The 23,122-nt window shown below is 67.4% G+C and carries 21 protein-coding genes and 1 pseudogene; 11 read left to right on the plus strand and 11 right to left on the minus strand.

Features of this window, described 5'->3' with window-relative positions; translation table 11 throughout:
• Positions 1-17: 17 nt before the first annotated feature.
• Positions 18-1,022, minus strand: a complete 1,005-nt coding sequence (locus tag ACZYVJ_RS16785) for an ABC transporter substrate-binding protein (protein WP_463832053.1) — start codon at positions 1,020-1,022, stop codon at positions 18-20.
• Between the two features lie 57 nt (positions 1,023-1,079).
• Complete coding sequence (locus tag ACZYVJ_RS16790; RefSeq protein WP_463832054.1) at positions 1,080-1,664, minus strand: acyl-CoA-like ligand-binding transcription factor; 585 nt, start codon at positions 1,662-1,664, stop codon at positions 1,080-1,082.
• Between the two features lie 195 nt (positions 1,665-1,859).
• Here ACZYVJ_RS16790 and ACZYVJ_RS16795 point away from each other — a divergent pair, with 195 nt between their 5' ends.
• Entirely contained in the window at positions 1,860-3,251 is a 1,392-nt protein-coding gene (locus ACZYVJ_RS16795; protein WP_463832055.1) for a NarK family nitrate/nitrite MFS transporter, read from the plus strand.
• Positions 3,252-3,264: 13 nt separating this feature from the next.
• Here ACZYVJ_RS16795 and ACZYVJ_RS16800 read toward each other — a convergent pair whose 3' ends face one another.
• Positions 3,265-4,542 carry a DNA polymerase domain-containing protein gene (locus tag ACZYVJ_RS16800; protein ID WP_463832056.1) on the minus strand — a complete coding sequence of 426 codons (1,278 nt, stop codon included), beginning with the start codon at positions 4,540-4,542 and terminating at the stop codon, positions 3,265-3,267.
• Positions 4,543-4,599: 57 nt separating this feature from the next.
• Here ACZYVJ_RS16800 and fadD2 point away from each other — a divergent pair, with 57 nt between their 5' ends.
• The gene (gene fadD2 / locus ACZYVJ_RS16805; protein ID WP_463832057.1) at positions 4,600-6,279 is read left to right on the plus strand and encodes a long-chain-fatty-acid--CoA ligase FadD2; all 1,680 of its coding nucleotides are present in this window, start codon (positions 4,600-4,602) and stop codon (positions 6,277-6,279) included.
• A 28-nt stretch (positions 6,280-6,307) separates the two neighbouring features.
• Here fadD2 and ACZYVJ_RS16810 read toward each other — a convergent pair whose 3' ends face one another.
• The 4 genes from ACZYVJ_RS16810 to ACZYVJ_RS16825 all read right to left on the minus strand — a co-directional run bounded on the left by ACZYVJ_RS16810 (position 6,308) and on the right by ACZYVJ_RS16825 (position 11,700).
• Positions 6,308-6,673 carry an ATPase gene (locus tag ACZYVJ_RS16810; RefSeq protein ID WP_463832058.1) on the minus strand — a complete coding sequence of 122 codons (366 nt, stop codon included), beginning with the start codon at positions 6,671-6,673 and terminating at the stop codon, positions 6,308-6,310.
• 1,001 nt (positions 6,674-7,674) lie between these two features.
• Complete coding sequence (locus ACZYVJ_RS16815) at positions 7,675-9,876, minus strand: acyl-CoA dehydrogenase (RefSeq protein ID WP_463832059.1); 2,202 nt, start codon at positions 9,874-9,876, stop codon at positions 7,675-7,677.
• A gap of 133 nt (positions 9,877-10,009) precedes the next feature.
• Positions 10,010-11,140 (minus strand): alpha/beta hydrolase family protein, encoded by a 1,131-nt coding sequence (locus ACZYVJ_RS16820; RefSeq protein ID WP_463832060.1) that lies wholly within the window; start codon positions 11,138-11,140, stop codon positions 10,010-10,012.
• A 14-nt stretch (positions 11,141-11,154) separates the two neighbouring features.
• Positions 11,155-11,700, minus strand: a complete 546-nt coding sequence (locus tag ACZYVJ_RS16825; RefSeq protein WP_463833029.1) for a TetR/AcrR family transcriptional regulator — start codon at positions 11,698-11,700, stop codon at positions 11,155-11,157.
• Positions 11,701-11,893: 193 nt separating this feature from the next.
• Here ACZYVJ_RS16825 and ACZYVJ_RS16830 point away from each other — a divergent pair, with 193 nt between their 5' ends.
• From ACZYVJ_RS16830 to ACZYVJ_RS16850, 5 genes and pseudogenes are all read left to right on the plus strand, one after another.
• Entirely contained in the window at positions 11,894-12,475 is a 582-nt protein-coding gene (locus tag ACZYVJ_RS16830) for a VOC family protein (protein ID WP_463833030.1), read from the plus strand.
• A 35-nt stretch (positions 12,476-12,510) separates the two neighbouring features.
• Positions 12,511-13,059, plus strand: coding sequence for a hypothetical protein (locus ACZYVJ_RS16835; RefSeq protein ID WP_463832061.1), 549 nt, complete (start codon positions 12,511-12,513; stop codon positions 13,057-13,059).
• 32 nt (positions 13,060-13,091) lie between these two features.
• Positions 13,092-13,793, plus strand: a pseudogene (locus ACZYVJ_RS16840) (hypothetical protein); the annotation flags it as partial.
• A 384-nt stretch (positions 13,794-14,177) separates the two neighbouring features.
• Positions 14,178-15,653, plus strand: coding sequence for a condensation domain-containing protein (locus ACZYVJ_RS16845; RefSeq protein WP_463832062.1), 1,476 nt, complete (start codon positions 14,178-14,180; stop codon positions 15,651-15,653).
• 2 nt (positions 15,654-15,655) lie between these two features.
• Complete coding sequence (locus ACZYVJ_RS16850) at positions 15,656-17,008, plus strand: hypothetical protein (protein ID WP_463832063.1); 1,353 nt, start codon at positions 15,656-15,658, stop codon at positions 17,006-17,008.
• A 15-nt stretch (positions 17,009-17,023) separates the two neighbouring features.
• On the opposite strand, the gene ACZYVJ_RS16855 is transcribed toward ACZYVJ_RS16850, so the two are convergent.
• A complete protein-coding gene (locus ACZYVJ_RS16855; RefSeq protein WP_463832064.1) occupies positions 17,024-17,686 on the minus strand; it encodes a TetR/AcrR family transcriptional regulator in 663 nt (220 codons plus the stop codon).
• 83 nt (positions 17,687-17,769) lie between these two features.
• Here ACZYVJ_RS16855 and ACZYVJ_RS16860 point away from each other — a divergent pair, with 83 nt between their 5' ends.
• The 4 genes from ACZYVJ_RS16860 to ACZYVJ_RS16875 all read left to right on the plus strand — a co-directional run bounded on the left by ACZYVJ_RS16860 (position 17,770) and on the right by ACZYVJ_RS16875 (position 22,159).
• On the plus strand, positions 17,770-18,678 hold the full coding sequence (locus ACZYVJ_RS16860; RefSeq protein ID WP_463832065.1) for an oxygenase MpaB family protein: 909 nt from the start codon (positions 17,770-17,772) through the stop codon (positions 18,676-18,678).
• 95 nt (positions 18,679-18,773) lie between these two features.
• Positions 18,774-20,357, plus strand: a complete 1,584-nt coding sequence (locus ACZYVJ_RS16865; RefSeq protein ID WP_463832066.1) for a PPE domain-containing protein — start codon at positions 18,774-18,776, stop codon at positions 20,355-20,357.
• Positions 20,358-20,429: 72 nt separating this feature from the next.
• Positions 20,430-21,422: a permease gene (locus tag ACZYVJ_RS16870; RefSeq protein WP_463832067.1), complete on the plus strand. Its 993-nt coding sequence runs from the start codon at positions 20,430-20,432 to the stop codon at positions 21,420-21,422.
• A complete protein-coding gene (locus ACZYVJ_RS16875; protein ID WP_463832068.1) occupies positions 21,422-22,159 on the plus strand; it encodes a TIGR03943 family putative permease subunit in 738 nt (245 codons plus the stop codon). Before ACZYVJ_RS16870 ends, ACZYVJ_RS16875 begins: the two co-directional genes overlap by 1 nt.
• A gap of 4 nt (positions 22,160-22,163) precedes the next feature.
• Here the strand turns inward: ACZYVJ_RS16875 and ACZYVJ_RS16880 are convergent, their stop codons facing one another.
• Genes ACZYVJ_RS16880 through rpsN form a run of 3 tightly spaced genes read right to left on the minus strand, consistent with a single transcriptional unit; the run spans position 22,164 to position 23,121 of the window.
• Positions 22,164-22,553, minus strand: coding sequence for a hypothetical protein (locus tag ACZYVJ_RS16880; protein ID WP_463832069.1), 390 nt, complete (start codon positions 22,551-22,553; stop codon positions 22,164-22,166).
• Positions 22,550-22,816, minus strand: a complete 267-nt coding sequence (gene rpsR / locus ACZYVJ_RS16885; RefSeq protein WP_463832070.1) for a 30S ribosomal protein S18 — start codon at positions 22,814-22,816, stop codon at positions 22,550-22,552. The genes ACZYVJ_RS16880 and rpsR overlap by 4 nt, the downstream gene beginning before the upstream one ends.
• Positions 22,816-23,121: a 30S ribosomal protein S14 gene (gene rpsN, locus ACZYVJ_RS16890; RefSeq protein ID WP_463832071.1), complete on the minus strand. Its 306-nt coding sequence runs from the start codon at positions 23,119-23,121 to the stop codon at positions 22,816-22,818. Before rpsN ends, rpsR begins: the two co-directional genes overlap by 1 nt.
• Between the last annotated feature and the right edge of the window lies 1 nt (position 23,122).

Raw genomic sequence — 23,122 nt, forward strand, 5'->3', positions numbered from 1 at the left:
CCGGCATGCCCGCGCGGCTAGCCCAGGATCTTGGCGATCAGCGGCGGCAGCTGATCGGCGATGACGGGATAGCTCAGCGGCGACGCGAACGCGATCGCGCCGGCCTGGTCCTTGGTGGTGAAGATGTGGCGGTTCTGCGCGGTGGTCAGCGACCCGGCCACCTCGGGGTCGGCCAGTATCGCCTTCTGATCGTCGGGGCTGTGCGTCGTCCAGATCACCACGTCGGCAGACTCGAGCACCGATTTGATGTGATCGCGGGGGATGACGGCCCGCTGATCGGTGCCGAACGGCTTGACGGCGTCGGAGATGACCAGTCCCAGCTGATTCAGGAAGTCCGTCCGCCAGCCCGCCATGGTGGCGACGACCGTGCCTTGCCACAGCGCGCCGTGCATCAGCAGCGCCTTCTTGCCGGTCCACTGCTGATTCTTTTTGCCGATGTCAGCGAACTTCTGGTCGACGCCGTCGATCAGAGACTTCATCTGGTCGGCCTGGAAGACCGACTGGCCGACGGTGGTGGCCTGCTCCTTCCACGGCTCGAAGAAGGCGTCGCCGTCCGATTGCGCGACGGTGGGGGCGACCGCGGACAGTTTCTGATACGTGTCGGCGTCCAGGCCGGCGTTGACGGCCACGATCAGGTCCGGTTTGAGACCGGCGATCTGGTCGACCGGAATGCCGTTGTCCAGGTTCAACACCGTCGGCTGCGCGCCGCCGAGTTTGGGTGCGGCCCATGGCCAGACGGCGAAGGGCTGGTCACCGAACCAGTTGGTCACCGCGATCGGCACCACGCCGACCGCGAGCAGGTCGTCCTGCTCGGTGTAGCCGGCGCTGACGACGCGCTTGGGTGGTTCCTTGATGACCGTCTCACCGAACAGGTGGGTGACCGTCACCGAACCCGGGCCGGCTCCCGGCGCCGGATTTCGTGACGAGCATCCCGAAGAGAACGCGGTCGCACCGCCGATCGCGGCAACCCCGGCAGCCCGTGCGAACTGCAAGAATCCCCGTCGATTCCATCCCTGTCGCATCGCGTGAGAGTATCGCGTTCCGCCCGCACAGATGCATCGCCGCGCTGTTGGGACCTATCAGCCCAGCGGCATGCCGGCGTCCATGAAATCCAAAGCCCGATAGATCGTGTCGGCCGTCTTCGGGGCGCTGTCGAAGGCGGCCATCATGGCGCCCGTCAACGCCCCCGCGAACACTCGGACTTCGAAATCGTCTGCGGCACGGCCGATCCGGTGCGCGATCGCCTCGGCGGCGACCGTCACGGTGCGGTAGTACTCGTCGTACATCGCCGCCTTGAGCTCGGGTATGGAGAACATCAGGCGCTGCCGGGTGCTCTCGAATTCCAGCTGGTCGTCGGGCAGCTGGGCCATCACGGCCTCGTAGGCCCGGCGGAAAGCCTGCGCCGGCGACAGGTCGCGCGGCTGGGCCTTCAGCGCTTCCAGGATCAGCGGGTCCAGGTCATCGGCGAGCAGCAGCGATTCCTTGGATCCGAAATAGCGGAAGAAGGTGCTCGGCGACACGTCGGCCGCCTCGGCGATCTGTTCCACGGTGGTCGCGGCGAAGCCGTTCTCCTCGATGAGGCGAAACGCCTCGCGGCGGATGGCGCGGCGGGTCTTGATCTTTTTGCGCTCCCGCAGGCCCAGGGGAGCCTCAGTCACCTCCATGCGCCGATTGTCGCGCATCAGACCCTTGCCGTGGGCTCGCTGCGCCTTTCGTTGCAGAGTTCTGACAAACGTGACCGGGCCATTGCGACTTCTGCGTATCGCCCACGTAACTGTGCACACCCAGTCCGGTAACAGTGCATCTTTAACGTCGAGTGGTCACTGCTCGCGCCTCATTCAACTCAGGAGTCCCACCGGATGACCACGACCATCGGCCCCGTATCGCAGCCCGCGCCACCGCGCGAGCGTCATACGGGACGGCACTGGATCGATGACTGGCGGCCCGAAGACCCCGAATTCTGGGAGACGACCGGCAAGCCGATCGCTCGCCGGAACCTGATCTTCTCGATCTTCGCCGAGCACGTCGGGTTCAGCGTGTGGATGCTGTGGAGCATCGTCGTGGTGCATATGACGGCCGGGGCGCACGGGCACCCCGCCGCCTCCGGATGGGCGCTGACCGCCAGCCAGGCCCTGTGCCTGGTCGCCGTCCCCAGCGGCGTCGGGGCTTTCCTCAGACTGCCGTACACCTTCGCGGTGCCGCTGTTCGGCGGCCGCAACTGGACGACCATCTCGGCGGCACTGCTGCTCATCCCGTGCGTGCTGCTGGCGTGGGCGGTGAGCCATCCCGGCCTGCCGTTCGGCGCCCTGGTGGCGATCGCCGCGACCGCCGGCTTCGGCGGCGGCAACTTCGCCTCGTCGATGGCCAACATCTCGTTCTTCTACCCGGAGAAGGACAAGGGCTGGGCGCTGGGCCTGAATGCGGCCGGCGGCAACATCGGCGTGGCGGTGGTGCAGAAGATCATTCCGCCCATCGTCATCGCCGGCGGCGGGATGGCCCTGTCGCGCGCCGGACTGTTCTACGTGCCGCTGGCCGTGGTGGCCGCGGTCTGCGCGTTCCTGTTCATGAACAATCTCACCGAGGCCAAGGCCGACGTGAAGCCGGTGCTGGAGTCGCTGCGCCACCCCGACACCTGGATCATGTCGCTGCTCTACATCGGCACCTTCGGCTCGTTCATCGGCTACTCGGCCGCGTTCCCAACCCTGCTCAAGACCGTCTTCGGGCGCGGCGACATCGCCCTGGCGTGGGCCTTCCTGGGCGCAGGCATCGGATCGGTCATCCGGCCCCTCGGCGGCAAGCTGGCCGACCGCATCGGCGGCGCCCGCATCACCGCCGCCAGCTTCGTGATGCTGGCGATCGGGGCGGCGGCGGCGCTGTGGTCGGTGATGGCGGTGAACCTGCCGGCCTTCTTCGCCAGCTTCATGTTCCTGTTCGTCGCGACCGGCATCGGCAACGGCTCGACCTACCGGATGATTTCGCGGATCTTCAAGATCAAGGGCGAACTGGCCGGGGGCGATCCCGACACCATGGTGGCCATGCGCCGACAGGCGGCCGGGGCGTTGGGCGTCATCTCGGCGGTGGGCGCCTTCGGCGGGTTCGTGGTTCCGCTGGCCTACGCGTGGTCGAAGTCGGAGTTCGGCAGCATCGAACCTGCGCTGCGGTTCTACATCGCGTTCTTCCTCGGCCTGATCGGCGTCACCTGGTACTGCTACCTGCGCAGGCACAACGCGATCACGCGGGTGGGGATCTAGGCGCGGCCGGGGGTCAGGTCGACGGCTGCTGCCTTCCGCCGTATCCCTCCCAGGGGCTGTAGTCGGCGATCAGCTCTTCCTGGGGTGGCCGCTGGTCTTCGGGAACGTGCTGCAGGTTGATCCGGATCCGATACCAGATCGAACTTGGCCCGCGCATCCCGTCGACCAGGACGTCGACCGGCTCCAGCCGGCGGGCCACCGCGGGATAGCGGTCGCGCCACACGTCCAGCGCGGCCATCGCCTCGTCCTTGGTCTTGGTGCGGGCGATCTCGATCAGTGGCATCGAAGACTGCCGCCTGCCACCGGTGCCCTTGCCGCCCTTGCCCGACCCTTTCGGCGCGCGTTCGGGCGGCCCCATCTCCTCGGCCAGCACCAGCAGCCGGTCGAGCTCGCCGACGGCGTCGTCCATACCCACCCAGGGGTCACCCAGCTCGGCGAACCGGGCGGGCACGGTGTCGATGGTGAACGCCTCGGGGTTGCAGCCGGCGACCTCGTCCCACCGCAGCGGCGTCGAAACCCGGGCATCCGGGGTCGCCCGCACCGAGTACGCCGATGCGACGGTGCGGTCCTTCGCGTTCTGGTTGAAGTCGACGAACACCCCCTCGCGTTCTTCCTTCCACCAGCGGCTCGTCGCCGCCTCGGGCACCCGCCGCTCGACTTCGCGGGCCACCGTCTGCGCGGCCAGCCGCACCTGGCGGAACTCCCAGCGCGGCGCGATGCGGGCGTAGATGTGAAAGCCGCGCGATCCCGACGTCTTCGGCCACGCGGTCAGGCCGTAGTCCTCGAGCACCTCGCGCGCCACCAGCGCGACGTCCACGATGCGCCGCCAGGACACACCGGGCATCGGGTCGAGGTCGACCCGCAACTCGTCGGGGTGATCGAGGTCGTCGGCCAGCACCGGATGCGGATTGAGGTCGACGCAGCCCAGGTTGATCGCCCAGGCCAGGCCGGCGGCGTCATGGATCACCGCCTCGGCGGCGGAAGTACCTCGCGCGTAATGCAGTTCGGCAACGTCCACCCAGTCCGGCCTCTTGGCCGGCGCGCGCTTCTGGAACACCGCCTCTTCGGTGATGCCCTTGACGAAGCGCTTCAGGATCATCGGGCGGCCGGCCACACCGCGCAGGGCGCCGTCCGCCACGGACAGGTAGTAACGGACCAGGTCGAGCTTGGTGTACGGGCCGGTCGAGGTTTCACCGGTACTCGCGCGGGGGAACACCACCTTGTCCGGATGGGTGATGGTGAGCTCGCGCCCGGCCACCTCCAGCGAAACCGGACGGGTCATGCGGTTCATGCTAATTCGCCAGAAATTCTGGCCGTACTGAGACGGACGTCACATAAGGTGGATTTCATGCCTAACCTCCTCGGCCTGCCCGGTCAGGCCGCCGCAAAAGTTGCCCAGTACGTCGAGCGCGGCTCCGCCGAACTGCACTATGTGCGCAAGATCTTCGAGTCGGGCGCTTTCCGGATCGAGCCGCCGCAGAACTACGCCGCGATGGCCGCCGACATCTACAAGTGGGGTGAGTTCGGCATGCTGCCGTCTCTCAACGCGAGACGTCACCCCGACCGCGCGGCGTGCATCGACGAGGAGGGCGAATTCTCCTACCGGGAGCTCAACGAGGCGGCGCACGCGGTGGCCAACGGTCTGATCGAGAAGGGCGTCAAGGGCGGCGACGGCGTCGCGATCCTGGCCCGCAACACCCGCTGGTTTTTGATCGCCTACTTCGGCGCCGCGCGGGTGGGCGCCCGCATCATCCTGCTCAACAACGAGTTCTCGGGTCCGCAGATCAAGGAGGTGTCGGAGCGCGAGGGCGCCAAGCTGATCATTTACGACGACGAGTACACCAAGGCCGTCAGCAAAGCCTCGCCGGAATTGGGCATGCTCCGCGCGTTGGCCACCAACCCGGACAGCGACGAGAAGTCGAGCAGCAAGGACGACACGCTGGCCGACTTGATCGAGCGCAGCGACAAGAAGCCCGCGCCCAAGGCGAGCAAGCACTCGTCGATCATCATTTTGACCAGCGGCACCACCGGCACCCCCAAGGGCGCGAACCGCAGCACCCCGCCGACGCTGGCCCCGATCGGCGGCATCCTGTCGCACGTTCCGTTCAAGGCAGGCGAGGTGACGTCGCTGCCCGCACCGATGTTCCACGCGCTGGGTTTCCTGCACGGCACGATCGCGATGTTTTTGGGCTCGACATTGGTGCTGCGCCGGAAGTTCAAGCCGCCCCACGTGCTGGAAGACATCGAGAAGCACAAGGTGACCGCGATGGTCGTCGTCCCGGTGATGTTGTCGCGGATCCTCGACGCGCTCGAGATGATGGACTCCAAGCCCGACCTGTCCAGCCTGAAGATCGTGTTCGTCTCCGGCTCGGCGCTGGGTGCCGACCTGGCGGAACGGGGCCTCAAGGACCTGGGACCGGTCATCTACAACATGTACGGCTCGACCGAGATCGCGTTTGCGACGATCGCCGAGCCCAAGCACCTGGAGCACAACTCGTCGACCGTCGGTCCGGTGGTCAAGGGCGTAAAGGTCAAGATCTACGACGACAACGGCAAGGAGTTGCCGCAGGGCGACGTCGGCCGCATTTTCGTCGGCAACGCCTTTCCGTTCGAGGGCTACACCGGCGGGGGTAAGAAGCAGATCATCGACGGCCTGTTGTCCTCCGGTGACGTGGGCTACTTCGACGAGAACGGCCTGCTGTACATCAGCGGGCGCGACGACGAGATGATCGTCTCCGGCGGCGAGAACGTCTTCCCGGCGGAGGTCGAAGACCTGATCACCGGCCATCCCGACGTGGTGGAGGCCACTGCGATCGGTGTCGAAGACAAGGAATGGGGCCATCGCCTGCGCGCCTTCGTGGTCAAGAAGGACGGCGCCGACCTCGATGAGGACACCGTCAAGCACTACGTGCGCGACCACCTGGCCCGCTACAAGGTGCCGCGTGAGGTGGTCTTCCTCGACGAGTTGCCGCGCAACCCGACGGGCAAAGTCCTCAAGCGCGAGTTGCGCGAAATGGACGTCGACTAGCCCGTTAGGGCTCGCGTGATGGGCGGGGTCAGCGGCGATCTTTGATGGCGCGGGTGATCTGTGCCGTCAGTTTGGGGTCGACCAGAAGTTGGTCGATGAGCGCGGTGAGGACCTCCTGCCCCGTCACCCGGGCGACTCCTAGCCGGTCGGCCGCCTCACGCTGCCAGATGTCGAGGGCCCGGTGAGTGGCCGCCGACAGGTCGACGGTTCGACGTGTCCGCTGCGTGCGTCCCTGCTGGCCGGCCGCCGGCTGACTGGCGATCCTCGGGCCACCCTGCTGCCCGAGACTGGTGAGACGCTCGGTGGGGGCGGCGTCTCCGGAGGGCCCGGCGGCCGAATTGGGGGCGCGGAAGGCTCCGGCGCTGGGGCCGCCGTGGTTGCTGTTGAAGTTCACTTCGGTGTCTTCCTCCGTGAGTGCCAATCAGTAAATCAGCGCTCGGTGCCGTTGTGTCAATACTGATTCTGTCACCGACGCCAGCGTAAGTCGCGTCGCCGGGCCGCCTACCTTCCGGTCGGCCGCCCCCGCGGGCGGGAACGCAGTTGCGGGGTGCCGCGGCGCCTAGCCCCGCAGATCGCGCCGCAAATTCGTGAGGGTAGCTGTTTGCCCTGAATGCGCCTTTTTGGGGTGGGTTAATGGGGCGCCTTGCTTTCTCGGAAAGTTCGGGAGTCAGCATTTTCTGTTAATGCGGAAAGCCTGACATCAGTAGGTACGCGATCTGTAAGCCAGTACATCAGTAGATGGCCGCTGAACAGCGCAATCGTCTAAAGGCGCCGCCGACGCGTCAGTATTTACAGATAAATGAGTTACGCAAATACGCTCCGATAACGGGCAGCTATTTCTGGTCGACCGCGGCGCGGTGTTATCCAATTCACAATGGACAAATAGCGAATTGATCTTGTTTGCTCAGAAATGTCCGACTAACGTTTTTGCTATCGATGGCAAGTGGTTGGAGGGAATGACTCAAATGATCCTCGGGCGATCATTACGCGGCGCGGCCGCAGGTGTGTTGGGTGCCGGGGCTGTGGCCGGCGCGCTGCTTTTCGGCGGCGCCCCCACGGCTCAGGCCGCACCTGCGCCCGCAGCCACCACGAGCTTCGCCAGTGCTGGGCCGCACAGCGGACCGGGCTTCATCCCCGATCGCCCCGGCGGTCGTGGATGGGGCGGCCATGATGGTCGGGGAAATGGCAATTGGGGGCACGGCAACTGGGGCCGTGGCGGTGGCTACTGGGGCCCCCAGCACTGGTGGAACTGGTGGTGGTGACCACCATCTCCGCGCGGTAGCGGCTATCGCCGACACGCCAACCCTCGGGATGGCCGACCGCGATGGGAGGGACCCATGCCGGCCTGACCTAGTCAGGCCGGCATGGCCCTGTTTCGGGCCCTTTTGCCACGTCTTATGGGTCTCGGGGCAGGCCCAGCAACCGCTCGGCGATGATGTTCAGCTGCACCTCGGAGGTGCCCCCGTAGATGGTGGTGGCGCGGCTGGCCAGCAGGTACTCGCCCCATTTGCCGGGTAATTGGTCCGGGTCGCCGATCGCGGCGTCGGTGCCGAACGACGAGACCGCGAATTCGGCGTAACCCTGCCCGGTGCGCATGGACAGCAACTTGGAGATCGCCGCCGACGGCATGGCGTCCCCACCGGCCAGCGTCAACAGCGTCGAGCGCAGATTGAGCACCTTGGCGGCGTGGCCCTCGGCGATCAACTGGCCGGCTCGATGCTGGGCGATCTGATCGAAGTGGCCGTCACGCACGAACTCGACGAACTGGGCCAGCGTGGCCAAAAAGTTCGCCTCGCTGCTGCCGATCGACACGCGCTCCGCGGTCAGCGTGTTGCGGCTGACCTCCCAGCCCCGGTTGACCTCACCGAGCACACACTCGTCGGGCACGAACACGTCGTCGATGTAGACGGTGTTGAACATGGCGTTGCCGGTGAGCTCGCGCAGCGGCTTGACGTCGACGCCCTCGCTCTTCATGTCCAACAGGAAATACGTGATGCCAGCGTGTTTCGGGGCGCTGGGATCCGTCCTGGCCAAGAGCGCGCCCCACTGCGAGAACTGCGCGGCGGTGGTCCAGATCTTCTGGCCGGTGATGCGCCAGCCGCCGTCGGTCCGGGTGGCCTTGGTGGTGAGGCCGGCCAGATCCGATCCGGCGCCCGGCTCGGAAAACAGCTGGCACCAAATCATTTCGCCGCGCAAGGTCGGCGGCAGGAACCGCTGTTTTTGCTCCTCGGTCCCGAACGCCACGATCGACGGGACGATCCAGGTCGCGATTCCAGTCTGCGGCCGCTTGACGCGCCCGGAGGCGAACTCCTGGGCAATGATGATCTGCTCCACCGGGCCGGCGGCCCGGCCCCACGGCTTCGGGAGATAGGGCAGCACCCAACCACCCTCGGCGATGGCGACCTTGCGCTGCTCCCGCTCGATCTCCTTGAGCGCGGCAACCTCAGCCCGGATCTCCGCCCGCAGCTTTTCGGTGTCGGGGTCGAGGTCGATGTCCACGGCGCGCATGCCGGTGGTGGTGGCGGTGTCGACGACCTTCTGTGGGTAGTCCGAACCGCGCCCGAAGGAGGCGGCCAACATCAGCGCCCGGCGGTAATAGATGTTCGTGTCGTGCTCCCAGGTGAAGCCGATCCCGCCGTGCACCTGAATGCAGTCCTGGGCGCAGCGCTGAGCGGCCGCGGGTGCCAGCGTCGCCGCGACGGCGGCTGCGAAGTCGACGTGCGAACCGGCTGTGTCCCAACCATTTTCGCGGGCCTCGTCGATGGCGCGGGCGGCATCCCACACGGCGGCGGTGGCCCGCTCGGTGTCGGCGATCATCTCGGCGCACTTGTGCTTGATGGCTTGGAACTGGCCGATCGGGCGGCCGAACTGCTCACGGATCTTGGCGTAGTCCGAGGCCGTGTCGGTCGCCCAGCGCGCCACACCGACGGCCTCGGCGGACAGCAGCGTGGTCATCACCGCGTGCGCCGTCGCCATGCTCAGGTTCGTCAGCACGACGTCCTCGCCGACCTCGACGGCATTGGCCCGCACATCGGCGATGGGGCGCAGCGGGTCCAGGCTTTTCACCGGCTCGATCTCGAGTTGGTCGGCGCGCAGCACCACCCACGCCTCACCGCTGTCGATTGCGACCGGCAACACCAGCAGCGTGGCCTGCGCCGCGGCGGGCACCGCACGGACCTCGCCGCGGATCACCAGTGAATTGCCCTGTCGGGTGGCGGTCAGCGCAGAACAATTCAGGCCGTACGAGGCGATTTCGGCGCCCGACGCCAGCTCCGAGAGCACCTTTGCGTCCTGGTCGTGCGCAGAGATCAGGGCACTGGCGATCGCCGACGGCACGAACGGCCCCGGCACCGCCCCGTAACCGAATTCGGCCAGCACGATGGCCAACTCGAGGATGCCGAAGCCCTGCCCGCCGACGGACTCGGCGAGATGGACACCGTGCAGTCCCTGGTCGGCCGCGGCCTGCCAGTAGGGCGGAGGGTTCTCTACGGGCGTCTCCATGGCCGCGTGCAGCGTCTCGGACGGCGCGATGCGCGCCACCAGTGACCGCACGGAATCGGCCAGGTCTTGATGCTCGGGGTTTATCGCGATCGGCATTGGTCGCCTTCCGTTACTGCGGGAGGCCGGTTCGGCCCAGTACCTTCCAAGCTAACAACCAGTCGGTTGGTTGACGACATGGGCCAGCGGCTGTCCGTCGCACAGGCAGCCGGGGCGAAATGGGCGAGAACTCTCAGCTCCACCGCTTGCTGATCCACTGGGTGATTAGGTCGGCCTGCTCGCCGCGTGCCCCGGGGGTGGTGAAGTAGTGGTCGGTGTCCACCGACGCCCGCGTCTTGTCGGTGCCGCCGAGCGCGTCGAAAATGCGTTGGGCGTCAGAGGGAAACACCCCGGTGTCGGCTTCGGCGTTGATTACCAGGGCCGGACAGCTGATTCGGGCGAGGTGCGGTTCGGCGCGGGTTTGGGCCACCCGCAGGCTCCACATGCTCAGCCAGTTGCGCAGCGTGCAGGCCGACGCGATCCCGTGCGCCGAGCGGTTCGCCTTGGCCGGGACGCCCGCATAGCACATGTTGGGTTGCCGCCTGGTGGGCTCGACGCTGGGGTCCACCATGCGGGGATCGGCCCAGGTCCGCATCACGCTGAACGGGCGATCGGAAAACCCTGCCGCGCGAACGCGTTTGAGCTCTGTTTCGGCCCAGTCGGTGATCGCGTGGTTGCGCGCGGTCTGCGCGCCGCGGTAGCCGGCGAGGAACTCCGGGGAGTACGGCGGGCCGTTGCGCTCATTGAACAGGTCGAGGTCGGCGTTGGTGGCCACGGGGTCGTTCTCGTCGACGACGGCGGCATCCATCCAGGCGGTGAGCACCTCCGGGCGTCCGGGATGGGCCGCGGTGGCCACGTAGCCGTCGGCGGGTGGCAATTCGGTCAGCCCGGCGGCCGGGCGCATCCCGTCCAGGGGAGTGACATTCGGTTCGACCGCCTGCGACTGGTAGGCGGCCATCAACGAGCCGCCACCCGAATTGCCCAACAGCACCACGGTATCCACGCCCTGGGCCTCGCGCAGCCAGCGGACCCCGACGCCGATGTCGACCAGCGCGTGGTCGAGCAGGAAGCTGCTCTCGAAGCCACGAAACCTGGTGTTCCAGCCCAGGAAGCCGACGCCGCGTGTGGCCATGTAGTGCCCGAGATAGTGCTCGGAGAAGTCGATCTGGTAGTGCGTGGCGATCATCGCCACTTTGGGTTTGCGTCCCACCCCCCGGTGATACAGCCCCTGGCACGGGTGCCCGCCCGCGCCCGCGCGTCCCGCGGTGGGCGACGGGAGTCCGACGAATTCGCGAATCACTCCGGTACCGGTACGACGAGTCAATTCAGCGGTCCCCCTTACGCATAGATTGCCCGGTAGTAGATGTTGGCCAGAGTCTGGATGCAGGCCTGATCGTCGGGTTCCACCGCACGGGTCGCACCGAGCTGGATGTAGCAGAACTGGTTGAACATCGCCACGATGGCCTCGGCGAGCAGCCGCGGATCGTCGTCGAGGCAATAGCCCTGCGCCTGGGCGCGCCGAACCGATTCGACTATGAAAGAGATTGGTATTTCACAAATCTCGGCCCAGTACCGGGCGAAGTCGTCGTTGATCATCGCCAGCTGCGACACGCTGATCACCTCGGCGAGCCGGTTGCGGTAGGTGTGCCAGTGCGCGGCGGCGGCGGCGTGCGCGCGCTCCCGATCGGACAAACCATGTTCGGTCACCGACTGCGCGCGCTCGTTGGCCTCGTCGCGGAAGCGCAGCGCCCATTGACGCACCATCGCCTCTTTGGAGTCGTAGTAGTTGTAGAAGGATGCCGCCGAACGTCCGGCTTCCGCGGCGATGTCGGCGATGGTCGTGGCGAGGACGCCCTTGCGCGCGATGACGGTCCGCGCCGCCATGTCGATGGCGGCCTGGGTGCGCCTGCCGCGAACGGTGGGAAGTTCGGCGGGCCGGCCGGCCCGGCCAGCTGGGGACGCCGCGGTCGACACCTGCGCACCTCCCTGGGGCCTGGGCCAAAACTGAAACTGATGTTAGATTCAGATTTGGATCTTGGCCAGGATCGTCAAGCCGGGGACCGAGGGGAGCCACCAGATGATCAAGCCGCACAACACCAACACGGAATTCGAACTCGGCGGGATCAACCATGTCGCCCTGGTGTGTTCGGACATGGCGAAAACCGTGGACTTCTACAGCAACGTCCTCGGCATGCCGCTGATCAAATCGCTGGATCTGCCCGGCGGCGCCGGCCAGCACTTCTTCTTCGACGCCGGCAACGGCGACTGCGTCGCCTTCTTCTGGTTCGCCGACGCCCCCGACCGGGTGCCGGGGATCTCATCGCCTGGTGCCATCCCGGGCATCGGCGACATCACCAGCGCCGTCAGCACCATGAACCATCTCGCCTTCCACGTGCCGGCCGAGAAGTTCGACGCCTACCGCCGGCTCCTCAAGGACAAGGGGGTGCGGGTCGGACCGGTGCTCAACCATGACGAAAGCCCCATGCAGGTGTCCGCGACCGTGCATCCCGGCGTCTACGTGCGCTCGTTCTACTTCCAGGATCCGGACGGCATCACCCTGGAATTCGCTTGCTGGGTAAAGGAATTCGAAAGTGGCGACGCCCAAGCGGTGCCCAGGACCGCGGCGGACCGGCGTCCCCCGGTGGGTGCCGCCCACTGATTCGACCGGGCCGAGCCGAGCCGAAGGATGTTTTGATGACCGACGGCATTCTGACCGACGCGCAGATCGCGGCGCTGACGCCCGAGCAACGGCGGGAACTGATCACGCGGCTGGAGCAGCCGCTGGGTGACGTCATCGACCCGGAGTTCCTGGCGCGGGCGCGGCGCATCCGACTGAGCCTGATGGTCGGTGGCTCCATGGCGATGGTCCCGTGGCTGGGGTACCTGTCGGTGACGCTGCCGGAGAATTACGTCGCGCACAACTGGCCCGTCACCTGGGTCGGTTTCGACGTGCTGCTGGTCGCGTTCATGCTGACGACGGCGGTGCTCGGGTACCTGCGTCGTCAGTTGCTGGTGCTCGCCGCCTTCACGACCGGGGTGCTGCTGATCTGCGACGCGTGGTTCGACCTGATGACCGCCGGACCCAAGGACATCTGGCTGTCGGTGATCACGGCGCTGCTGATCGAGGTGCCGCTGGCGATCTTCATGATCACCAGCGCGGTGCGCATCATGCGGCTGACCATGATGCGGTTGTGGCTGCTGGATCCAGGCATGCGGCTCTGGCATCTGCCGTTGTTCCCTTGATGCGGTGCAGATTTGGCTCGGGGGAGGACCGCGTCACCCTGCCGATGACGACGTTCTTTGTCGACGCCGACGAGTGGGACGGCCACGCCGGAGCCCTCGGCGGGACCAGCAACGCGCTGCTCGCGGGACTGGCGGCCCGGCTCGCCCAGCGGGTGGGACGGGTCGCGGCGGACGGCTCGGTCAACGTGGGGATGCCGCTCAACGAGCGCGCCCCCGGCGACACCCGCGCCAACGCGGTCACGAACGTCGATGTCACGCTGCGGCCCTCGGCGATCGGCACGGACCTGCGCGAGATCCGGGCCGTGATCAAGAACGCGCTGATTCGCCATCAGGACGTGCCCGACGAGCGGTGGGCGTTGCTGCCGTTGGTTCCGCTGATCCCCGAGCGGATCTTCCGGCAACTGATCAGCGTGGTCACCGGCGGCGCCACCACGGTCGTGTCGTCGAACCTCGGTGTCATCGACCCGGCGGTGAATCGGCCGGACGGCAGCGACGCCGACTATTTCGCGATGAAGTCGGTGTACCCGGGCGTGACCAGCGCGACGATGCACCGCACCAACGGAGCGCTGGCCAAGTTGTCGGGGCGGGTGCACGGCCGGGTATTCGGATCGGTCCTCGGGTATCAGTTGGGTCGCCGAAACTCGAACGAGCATTTGCGGCAAGCCATCTCGGGCGTGCTGGGCGATTTCTCGCTGACCGCCACCGCGGGCTGGCGCACGTTCAGCCGCGTGTGAGTTCGGGTAGGGGCGCCAGCCGCCCGCACATATTTTCGATCATGTCATTAAATCTTGGTTCGGTGAGCGAGCCGTCGCACACCGAATTGCGCAGGTAGACGACCTATTCCGCGGCGAGGTACCCACCGCAGGCCGTCTTGGCGGACTGTGACGCTCCTCACATCTGGGGTGCGTTTGTGGCCTATTCGACTAGCGTCAACTTCCGCGACACAGGGGGCGCATAGCGACGCGGCAACTTCAGTCCGCATGCCGAGAAGCGTCGTGACAATTCCCATAAGTGGGATTCATGCTGCGCGGAGGGTCGTCGGCCGACGCCAGATGACCCGTTCGCTTTCCCTTGCTGCGCAACAAATGTCGGCACTACGGGAGGGACGACTCAAGCAAATGGTCGCACTCGGCAACATCAGCGAATGGCAACCACCGAACGGTCCACTCACGATGTGGACGCCCGCGCCCGCGTCGCATGACGCGGCCCGCACCGCCCGCCGCTCTGAGCTGGCTCCGAGTTACCAACAGAATCAACATCTTTGGGCCGCCCACATCGGCAATTCGATGGGCAGGCAGCTACCCCGCCTGATGGTCGTGGCGTGGGACATCCCGGGCGCGTGTGACATTCCGGCGGTGACAGCAACCATCAATGCACACGTCCGTCGCCAGGACACCTACCACAATTGGTTCGAATTCGAGGACGGTCAAATCGTGCGCCGCACGATCGACGACCCCGCCACCATCGATCTGGCTCCGGTGTCGTTCGGGCACATGAGCGCCGAGCAGGTGCGTACCCACGTACTGACGACCACCCCGGAAACGCTCGAATGGGGTTGCTTCACATTCGGTGTCGTCGAGCACTCCGACTATTTCACCTTCTATGCCAGTGTTGACCATCTGCACATCGACGGCTTGTCCGCCGGCCTGATCTTCGTCGACATCCACCTGGCGTATCAGGAACTGTCCCAGGGCGCGCATCAGCACCCGCCTCAGCTCCCCGAGGTCAGGAGCTATTGCGACTACGCAGCACGGCAGCGCGAGAAGGTTGCGACCCTGGATCTGTCGTCGCCCGAGATCGAGGACTGGATCGCATTCGGCCGCGACACCGACGGCGACTGGCCGAGTTTCCCACTGCCGCTGGGGGATACCTGGGCGAGCAGCAAGGGTGACTTGATAACAGTGGACTTGCTGGACGGGGCCGAGACCGAGTCTTTCGACGTCGCCTGCCGCGCGGCCGGCGCACGGTTCATCGGGGGAGTCCTGGCGTGCACGGCCCTGGCCGACCATGAATTGACCGGCAACGAGACCTATCACGCGTTCACGGCCAAGGATACCCGGCTGCCGGGCGTCGATACGATGACCGTCGGGTGGTTCGCCAGTCTGATCCCGGTCACCGTGCCGACCGGCGGTGTCTCGTTCCGCGAGGCGGCCCACGCGGCCCAGAAGTCCTTCGACGCCGCGAGGGGTCTTGCCGATGTGCCGTTCGAGCGGGTCTTGGAGCTGGCGACACCGGATGACCTGGGCATCAAGCTGCCTACGCGGCTGCCGATGATGTTGTCCTTCCTGGACTTTCGCAAGATTCCCCTCGCAGGAATGTGGACAGAGACGAATTTCGGCACCTACGGTGACAACCTGTCGGCCGGTGGCATCAATATGTGGATCAACCGCCATGCCGAAAAAACCACGGTGACAATCTCTTTCCCGGACAATGAGATAGCACGCGAGTCGGTGTATCGCTACATCGCGACGTTGACCGACGTGTGCGCGAAGGTTGCCAGATCCGCGTCGGAGGCGCCGGGTGGTGCTGTATCCCAAGGGGATTCGGACGAGCACCGGGAATTCGCCGACGAAGACGACACCGAGGCGGCCTAGGAATGAGCAACGTGCTGGATCTGGCCGATCAGACCCTTTTTCTGGGGGAGCGGGCCACGGGCACCACCAGCCTGGTGCAATGCATCTGGGTGTACGACAGACCCGTCGACATCGACGGCCTGAAACAGTTCCATGAGCACCTGGGCAGCGGAAGGTTGGCCCGCCGGATCGAGCGGTCCCCCTTGCCGTTCGGCCGGCACCGCTGGGTGTCGCCGGGCACGCAGCCCGGCCTGGAGATCGCCGCGACACCCCGGCCGCGTGAGGAATTCGACGACTGGTGCAACGAGCAGGCCGGTAAGCGGCCGGACGCCGAGCACGGACCGGGCTGGCGCCTCGCGGTGCTCCTGTTCACCGACGGCGGGGCGGCGGTCAGCTTGGTCATCACCCATTGCCTCAGCGACGGCGTAGGACTCTGCGAGGCGGTGGCGGACGCGGCATCCGGCCGCGACACGGCGGAGCGCTGGCCCGCGGCGGCGTCACGGCGGCGGTGGCGGGCGCTGCGCGAGGACGCGCTCCAAACCGCCCGTGACACACCCGATATCGGTCGCGCGGTCGTCGCGGCCGCGCGCTTGGCCCGGGCCGGCCGCCCGAATGGCGGAGCCGTGGCCCCGCCGCCCGCAAAGCGACCCGCGCCGTTGGCCGGACCGGACCAGAGCATCACGCTTCCCGCGACAACGGTGTTCATCGACGCCGACGAGTGGGACGCGCGCGCCCACGCGCTCGGGGGAAGCAGCAACGCGCTGTTGGCAGGCATGGCGGCCCGTCTCGCCCAGCGAGTGGGGCGGGTCGCCGCCGACGGTTCGGTCAATGTGGGGATGCCGGTCAACGAGCGCATCCCGGGTGACACTCGCGCGAACGCCGTCACCAACGTCGACATCACGATCGAGCCCGCGCATGCGATGGACCTGCGCGAGATCCGCGCCGCAATCAAGCGAGCGCTGGTTCGCCATCAGGATGTGCCCGACGAGCGATGGGCATTGCTGCCGCTGGTTCCGTTGATATCCAAGCGGATCTTCCGGCGGCTGATCAGCGTGGCCACCGGTAACGCAACCGCCGTCGTGTCGTCCAACCTCGGTGTACTCGACCCGGCCGCCAATCGGCCGGACGGCACGGACGCCGACTACTTCGCCATGAAGTCGCTGTACCCCGGCGTGACCCGCGCGACGATGCAGCGCACCAACGGAGTATTGGCGCTGTTGTCGGGACGGACGCGCGGACAGGTCTTCGTCTCGGTCCTCGCCTACGAGCCGAGCGGAGAAAACTCGAATGATGGTTTGGGACAACACGTTTCGAATACACTAAGCGACTTCTCGCTCGCCGCAACGACGGGGTGGCGCACGGTCAGCCGGGTGTGAGCTGGGGGTGGGACGCTAGGCGTCCACTCGTGTTTCGGTGAGGCGGTAAAGGTTTGGCTCGGCGAGCTCGTCGAGCAGCGCCGCCAGCTGATCGACGAGCTGGTCCGGTTCGAGTTGGACCTCACCGGCCAGCCAGGCGCTGATGGTCTGCCCGACGCCGCCGACCACGAAGTGCGCGGCGGCCTTGATGCGTTCGTTCGCCGGGACCTGCAACGCGTGGCCGACGTGCTGACCGGACAGCATGGCGAACAGCGCGCTGGACTCCGCGCGTTTGCGCACGATCACCGGATCGGCCAGCTGCGTGCTGAACAGTAGGCGCCCCACGCGCGGGTTCTCGGTGATGGTCCGGACGATGTTGCCCATGCCCGCGCGGGTTTGCTCGCCGGCCGGCACCGCGGCCACCGCCGCCTGGGTGGTGGCGGCCAGCTCGGCAACCACCCAGTCGAATACGCGCGCGACGAACTCGTCCTTATCGGCAAAGCTCTCGTAGAAGTACCGGGCGGCCAGGCCGGCGCCGCGGCACACGCCGCGGACGGTGACCGCCGAGATGCTCTGCTGCTCGGCCCCGAGCAGGTCCAGGCCCGCGGCGAGCAGCCGGTTACGGCGGGTGGCCAGGCGATCGGCCGCCTCGACCCCGCGGTATGGCCGCGCGCTGGGCGTCTCGCTCATGGCAACCATCTTGACACTTGCGTCCAGCCAGGACAATATCAGGAAACAAGCGTTCGCACATTAGCCGCCACGCGCTGCGGGAGGACCTGACGATGGCAATTCACGAGCCGATGCACCAGCCGATTGGGCACGTCGAACGCCGCGCCACCGACCCGCCCCGCCCGCAGCGGCGCCGCCGGCGGCGGCAACTGGGGATCGACGAGGGTTTGATGGGCGTCGCGTTGCTGGCGGGGCCGGCGAACGTGATCATGCAACTGGCCCAACCCGGCGTCGGATATGGCGTGATGGAGAGCCGCGTCGAAAGCGGCCGAGTCGACTTGCACCCGATCAAGCGCGCCCGCACCACCTTCACCTACCTGGCCGTCGCAACCAACGGCAGCGAGGCCCAGAAGGACGCTTTCCGCCGCGCGGTCAACCGCGCCCACGCACAGGTCTATTCGACCCCGGAAAGCCCGGTGTCCTACAACGCTTTCGATCCCGCGCTCCAACTGTGGGTGGGGGCCTGCCTGTACAAGGGTGGCCTCGATATCTACCGCATGTTCATCGGTGAGCTCGACGGTGAGGACGCCGACCGTCACTATCGCGAGGGCATGACGCTGGCAACGACCCTGCAGGTGCCCCCAAAGATGTGGCCCGCCGACCGTGCGGCGTTCGACCGTTACTGGGAAGAACAGCTCGCCAAGGTGCATATCGACGACGCCGTGCGGGAGTACCTGTTTCCGATCGCCGCCAACCGGATCCAGCGCGTGACACTGCCGCGCCGGCTGCAGCGCCTCTCCGACAGCGTCGCGCTGCTGATCACCACGGGCTTTCTGCCGCAGCGGTTCCGCGACGAGATGCGGCTGCCCTGGGACGCGACCAAGCAGCGCCGCTTCGACCGGCTGATCGCCGTGTTGGCCACGGTGAACCGGTATCTACCGCGGTTCGTCCGGCAGTTCCCTTTCAACGTCTTGCTGCACGACGTGGACCGCAGGATCAAGAAGGGCCGTCCGCTGGTGTAGCGCGCCTAGGCCGGAAATCCGCTGGCCGTTTGAAAACGATAATCATATTCATTAAGCTCCTCAGTCTGGTAACCCTTCCAGCCTGAGGAGTGCCTATGACGGCGCCAATTTGGATGGCTTCGCCGCCCGAACTACATTCCGCGCTGCTCAGCAGCGGCCCCGGACCCGGGCCGCTGCTGGCCGCGGCCGGTGCATGGTCGCAACTGAGCGCCGAATATTCTGCTGCCGCACAAGAATTGAGCACGCTGCTGGCGGGAGTCCAGGCCGGCGCATGGCAGGGCCCCACCGCCGAGTCCTACGCGGCCGCGCACGCGCCATACCTGGCCTGGCTGGCGAAATCGAGCGCCGACAGCGCCGCGGCGGCCAGCCAGCACGAGGTGGCCGCGGCGGCGTACACCGCCGCGTTGACCGCCATGCCCACCCTGCCGGAACTGGCCACCAACCACGTCGTGCACGGTGCCTTGCTGGCGACGAATTTCTTCGGGGTCAACACGGTTCCCATCGCGGTCAACGAGGCCGACTATGCGCGGATGTGGACCCAGGCGGCCACCACGATGTCCACCTATCAAGCGGTGTCCGCCGCCGCGGTCACGTCGACACCGCAACCCGATCCCGCGCCGCCCATCGTGAAATCCGATGCCTCAAGCGATGATTCGTCAGACCCGGCCCACGACCCCACGATCGACAATCCCTTCAACGACTTCATCGCGAGGATCCTGAAGAACTTCGGGATCAACTGGGACCCCGCCCAGGGCACGGTGAACGGGCTGGACTACGACGCCTACACGAACGCCGGGCAACCCATCTTCTGGGTGGTGCGTGCCCTGGAACTTCTGGAGGATTTCGAGCAGTTCGGCTATTACCTGGTGCACAATCCCGCCTTGGCCTTCCAGTATCTGGTCCAGCTGGCGCTGTTCGACTGGCCGACGCACATCCTGGAGATCTTCACCAGCCAGCCCGAACTGTTGGCCCCCGCGCTGCTCCTCGCGGCCGCTCCGTTCGGTGCCGTCGGCGGCTTCGCCGGGTTGGCCGGCCTGGCCGCCATACCGCACCCCGCGCCCGTGCCGGCGCCCCTGCCGCTCCCTGCCCCGGCGCCGCCGGGCTTACCGGCGGTGGCCACGGCCACGAGCCCCGCCGCACCGGCCGCGGCACCGGCCTCGGCCCCGGCGCCCGCGCCAACTCCCACGACGAGCACCGTGGCAAGTGCCCCGCCGGCACCGCCGGCTCCAGCCGCCCCCGGACCCGGGTTCTTCCCTCCCTACGTCATCGGCCCGCCTGGCATGGGAACCGGCTCGGGCATGGGCGCGAGCGCCAGCTCCAGCGCCAAAAGGAAAGCACCGGAGCCCGATAGCGCCGCCGCCGCGGCCGCAGCCAGTGCGCGAGAGGCCGCCCGCGCGCGCCGGCGCCGTCGCGTGACACAGCGCGGGCACGGCGACGAGTTCATGGACATGAACGTCGACGTCGACCCGGACTGGGACGCGTCGCTGGCTTCGGACCACGGCGCCGGGACGCTGGGGTTTGCCGGGACCGCCCGCCGGGACGCGGTCGCCGCGGCGGCCGGGCTGACCACACTGACCGGTGACGAGTTCGGCGGCGGCCCGACGCTGCCGATGATGCCGGGCACCTGGGGCCCGGACGGCGCCGGCCATCGGGGGCCGGGCGACGACGGCGACGCCTAGCGCCGCGCGCCCCGTTGGCCTCGTCGAATCGTCCCGGGGTCCCGCGCTGGTGCGCGCTGAGATAATGACGCGGTGGAGACGCTGAAGTCCGGGCGCAGGTTCCGGCCGGGGTCGATGGAAGTGCTGGTGGCCCTCCTGTTGGCCTGCGCGCTGGCCGCGACGACCCTGCACAATGCCGTCTTCAACAGCGCGACGCTCTCGACGATGGGCACCGTGTTCTGCGGGGTTTTCGTGCAGGCGATTCCGTTCCTGGTGCTCGGGGTCGTGGTCAGCGGCCTCATCGCGACATTCGTATCGCCACAACGGTTGGCGCGCTGGTTGCCCCGCCGGCCGGCCTTGGCGGTGGTGGCGGCCGGTGTCGGCGGCGTCGCCCTGCCGGGTTGTGAATGTGGGTCAGTTCCGTTGGCGCGGCGGCTATTCGGCGAAGGCGGCGCGACCGGAGCCGCGGCGTTGACGTTCATGCTGGCCGCGCCGGCGATCAATCCGGTCGTGCTGGTCGCCACCGCGGTGGCGTTTCCGGGCGCGCCCAGCATGGTCTTCGCCCGCATGGCGGCGTCACTGCTGACGGCGGTCGTCATGGGCTGGGCGTGGTCGCGGTGGGGTCGCCCGGAATGGATCACCCGCCGGCTGCCCGCCGGGACAACGCAGACCGAGCCCAGATGGGTGGACTTCACCGAGGCCGCCCGCCACGATTTCCTGCAGGCCGCATCATATTTGGTGCTCGGCGCGGCCGCGGCTGCCCTGCTGCACGTGGTGGTGCCGCAGTGGGTGTTCGCGCATCTGGCGACCGACCTCGTCCTCGGCGTCGCGCTGATGGCAACCCTGGCGGTGGTGCTGGCGCTGTGTTCGGAGGCGGACGCGTTCGTGGCGGCCAGCATGACGATGGTGCCGCTGGTGCCCCGGCTGGTGTTTCTCGTCGTCGGTCCGGCCGTCGATGTCAAGCTGTTCGCGATGCAGGCGGGCATGTTCGGCCGGGCGTTCGCCGCGCGCTTTGCGCCCTGCACGTTCGTGGTGGCCACCGCGAGCGCCTGTGCGATCGGGCTTTTCGTGTTGGGGGCCCGTTGATGAGCCGCGAGGCCGAGAACACCGTGCTGTTGTTGGTGGGCATCAGCATCGCCATGATCACCGGGTCGGGCGTGTTCACCCGTTACGTCAAGCCCGGGCTGTTGCCGTGGCTGATCGTGTCGGCGGTGGTGCTCATCGGTTTGGCGCTGGTGGCGATCGTCGGCGACATTCGGCGGGGCGGGCCGCGGGCGAGTGAGCCAGAGGCCGATCACGGCCACGGGCATTCCCATCGGACCGGCATCGTCTGGATGCTCGTGATCGCGGTTCTGGTGCTGATGTTCGTGGCGCCTCCCGCGTTGCGGCCCTCGGCCGCCGCCCCGTCCGTGACCGCGGTGTCCAATGACGTTCTGAACGAGGCGTTTCCGCCGCTGCCGCCCGGGCCGGACCCGGACGTCTCACTGCCTGAGGTGCTGATGCGCGAAGCGCACGACACGACCGGATCGTTGACGAACCGGTCGATCAGCCTCACCGGCTTCGTGCTCAACGAGGCGCACGGCGTCGACCTCGGTCGCATCGTGATCATCTGCTGTGCGGCCGACGCACAACTGGCCCGCATTCACCTGCGCGGACCGGCAGCCGGGGGCGCGGCCGGGCTACCGGACAACACCTGGATCCGTGTCCAGGGCCAGGTCATACCCGCACCGCGGCAACCGAATTCGCCGGCCATTCCCACCCTGCAGGCCACTGCGGTCACCCGCATCGACGCCCCGCCCAACCCCTACGCCTATCCGCACTGACCCGTCAGTTGCGTCGGCTGGCGCCGCGTGTCCACCGCCCGTGCTGCCCGAGTTGGGCTGGGGCGGGCGTGTTTTCCCACTGCCCGCGCTCCAGCCAGTCGCGCAGTTCGGCCGCCGCGGCGCTGTCGGCGATGGGGCCTATCCAATGCGCCGGGCCGCAGGCCACCCGATCGCTCGTGCAGGGCTGCACCACGGCCATGACGCCGCCGCCGGTCGGCCGAGACGCACAGGTGAGCGGTCCGAGCACGCAGGCGACGGAGACCAGCATTGAGTGCGGACAGCGCCGGATGGTGGGGCGCAATTCGTCGATCATCGACAGCTTGTGGCCGACCGCGCAAGCGGCGCAGACGATCACGGTGAAGGGGCGGTCGGTGCCGCGGCGCGGAGGCGTCATCGCGCGGTGTGCCGTCCGGGATAGGGCAGCAGGGCCATCTCACGGGCGGTCTTGATGGCCGTCGCGACCTGCCGTTGTTGCTGGACGGACAGGCCGGTGACTTGGCGGGACCGAATCTTGCCGCGTTCGGAGATGAACACGCGCAGCGTCGCGGTGTCCTTATAGTCCATCGCGTCCAGCCCCAGGCTGTGCAGCAGGTTCCGTTTCGGTGAGCGGCCCGGCGGTGGCGCGGGCCGGCGGGTGCGCGCGGGTTTCCTGGCCATCACCAGCTCGCCTTCCGCACGCCGGGTAGCTGCCCGGCATGCGCCAATTCGCGAACGCGCACCCGCGACAGTCCGAACTTGCGTAGGTGACCCCGGGGGTGCCCGTCGACGGCGTCCCGGTTGCGTACCCGTACCGCGCTGGCGTCGCGGGGTCGGCGCGCCAACTCGTGCTGGGCAGCCGCCCGCTGCTCGGCGGCGCTGGCCGGTGAGCGGATGATCGCTTTGAGTTCGGCGCGGCGTTGGGCGTAGCGCGCGACTGTCGCGCGGCGGCGGTCGTTCTTGACGATCTTGGATTTCTTGGCCATG

This window comes from Mycobacterium sp. IDUB_3, from assembly GCF_055419585.1.

What these genes read in the sequence shown, in the direction of transcription:
- ACZYVJ_RS16835 (WP_463832061.1), top strand. Translation starts at nt 12,511, where the DNA reads ATGACCGACGGCATTCTGACCGACGCGCAGATCGCGGCGCTGACGCCC.
- ACZYVJ_RS16795 (WP_463832055.1), top strand. Translation starts at nt 1,860, where the DNA reads ATGACCACGACCATCGGCCCCGTATCGCAGCCCGCGCCACCGCGCGAG.
- ACZYVJ_RS16880 (WP_463832069.1), bottom strand. Translation starts at nt 22,553, where the DNA reads ATGACGCCTCCGCGCCGCGGCACCGACCGCCCCTTCACCGTGATCGTC.
- ACZYVJ_RS16815 (WP_463832059.1), bottom strand. Translation starts at nt 9,876, where the DNA reads ATGCCGATCGCGATAAACCCCGAGCATCAAGACCTGGCCGATTCCGTG.
- ACZYVJ_RS16850 (WP_463832063.1), top strand. Translation starts at nt 15,656, where the DNA reads ATGAGCAACGTGCTGGATCTGGCCGATCAGACCCTTTTTCTGGGGGAG.
- ACZYVJ_RS16855 (WP_463832064.1), bottom strand. Translation starts at nt 17,686, where the DNA reads ATGGTTGCCATGAGCGAGACGCCCAGCGCGCGGCCATACCGCGGGGTC.
- fadD2 (WP_463832057.1), top strand. Translation starts at nt 4,600, where the DNA reads ATGCCTAACCTCCTCGGCCTGCCCGGTCAGGCCGCCGCAAAAGTTGCC.
- ACZYVJ_RS16825 (WP_463833029.1), bottom strand. Translation starts at nt 11,700, where the DNA reads ATGGCGGCGCGGACCGTCATCGCGCGCAAGGGCGTCCTCGCCACGACC.
- ACZYVJ_RS16860 (WP_463832065.1), top strand. Translation starts at nt 17,770, where the DNA reads ATGGCAATTCACGAGCCGATGCACCAGCCGATTGGGCACGTCGAACGC.
- ACZYVJ_RS16800 (WP_463832056.1), bottom strand. Translation starts at nt 4,542, where the DNA reads ATGAACCGCATGACCCGTCCGGTTTCGCTGGAGGTGGCCGGGCGCGAG.
- ACZYVJ_RS16875 (WP_463832068.1), top strand. Translation starts at nt 21,422, where the DNA reads ATGAGCCGCGAGGCCGAGAACACCGTGCTGTTGTTGGTGGGCATCAGC.
- ACZYVJ_RS16845 (WP_463832062.1), top strand. Translation starts at nt 14,178, where the DNA reads ATGGTCGCACTCGGCAACATCAGCGAATGGCAACCACCGAACGGTCCA.
- ACZYVJ_RS16830 (WP_463833030.1), top strand. Translation starts at nt 11,894, where the DNA reads ATGATCAAGCCGCACAACACCAACACGGAATTCGAACTCGGCGGGATC.
- ACZYVJ_RS16865 (WP_463832066.1), top strand. Translation starts at nt 18,774, where the DNA reads ATGACGGCGCCAATTTGGATGGCTTCGCCGCCCGAACTACATTCCGCG.
- rpsN (WP_463832071.1), bottom strand. Translation starts at nt 23,121, where the DNA reads ATGGCCAAGAAATCCAAGATCGTCAAGAACGACCGCCGCCGCGCGACA.
- rpsR (WP_463832070.1), bottom strand. Translation starts at nt 22,816, where the DNA reads ATGGCCAGGAAACCCGCGCGCACCCGCCGGCCCGCGCCACCGCCGGGC.
- ACZYVJ_RS16790 (WP_463832054.1), bottom strand. Translation starts at nt 1,664, where the DNA reads ATGGAGGTGACTGAGGCTCCCCTGGGCCTGCGGGAGCGCAAAAAGATC.
- ACZYVJ_RS16785 (WP_463832053.1), bottom strand. Translation starts at nt 1,022, where the DNA reads ATGCGACAGGGATGGAATCGACGGGGATTCTTGCAGTTCGCACGGGCT.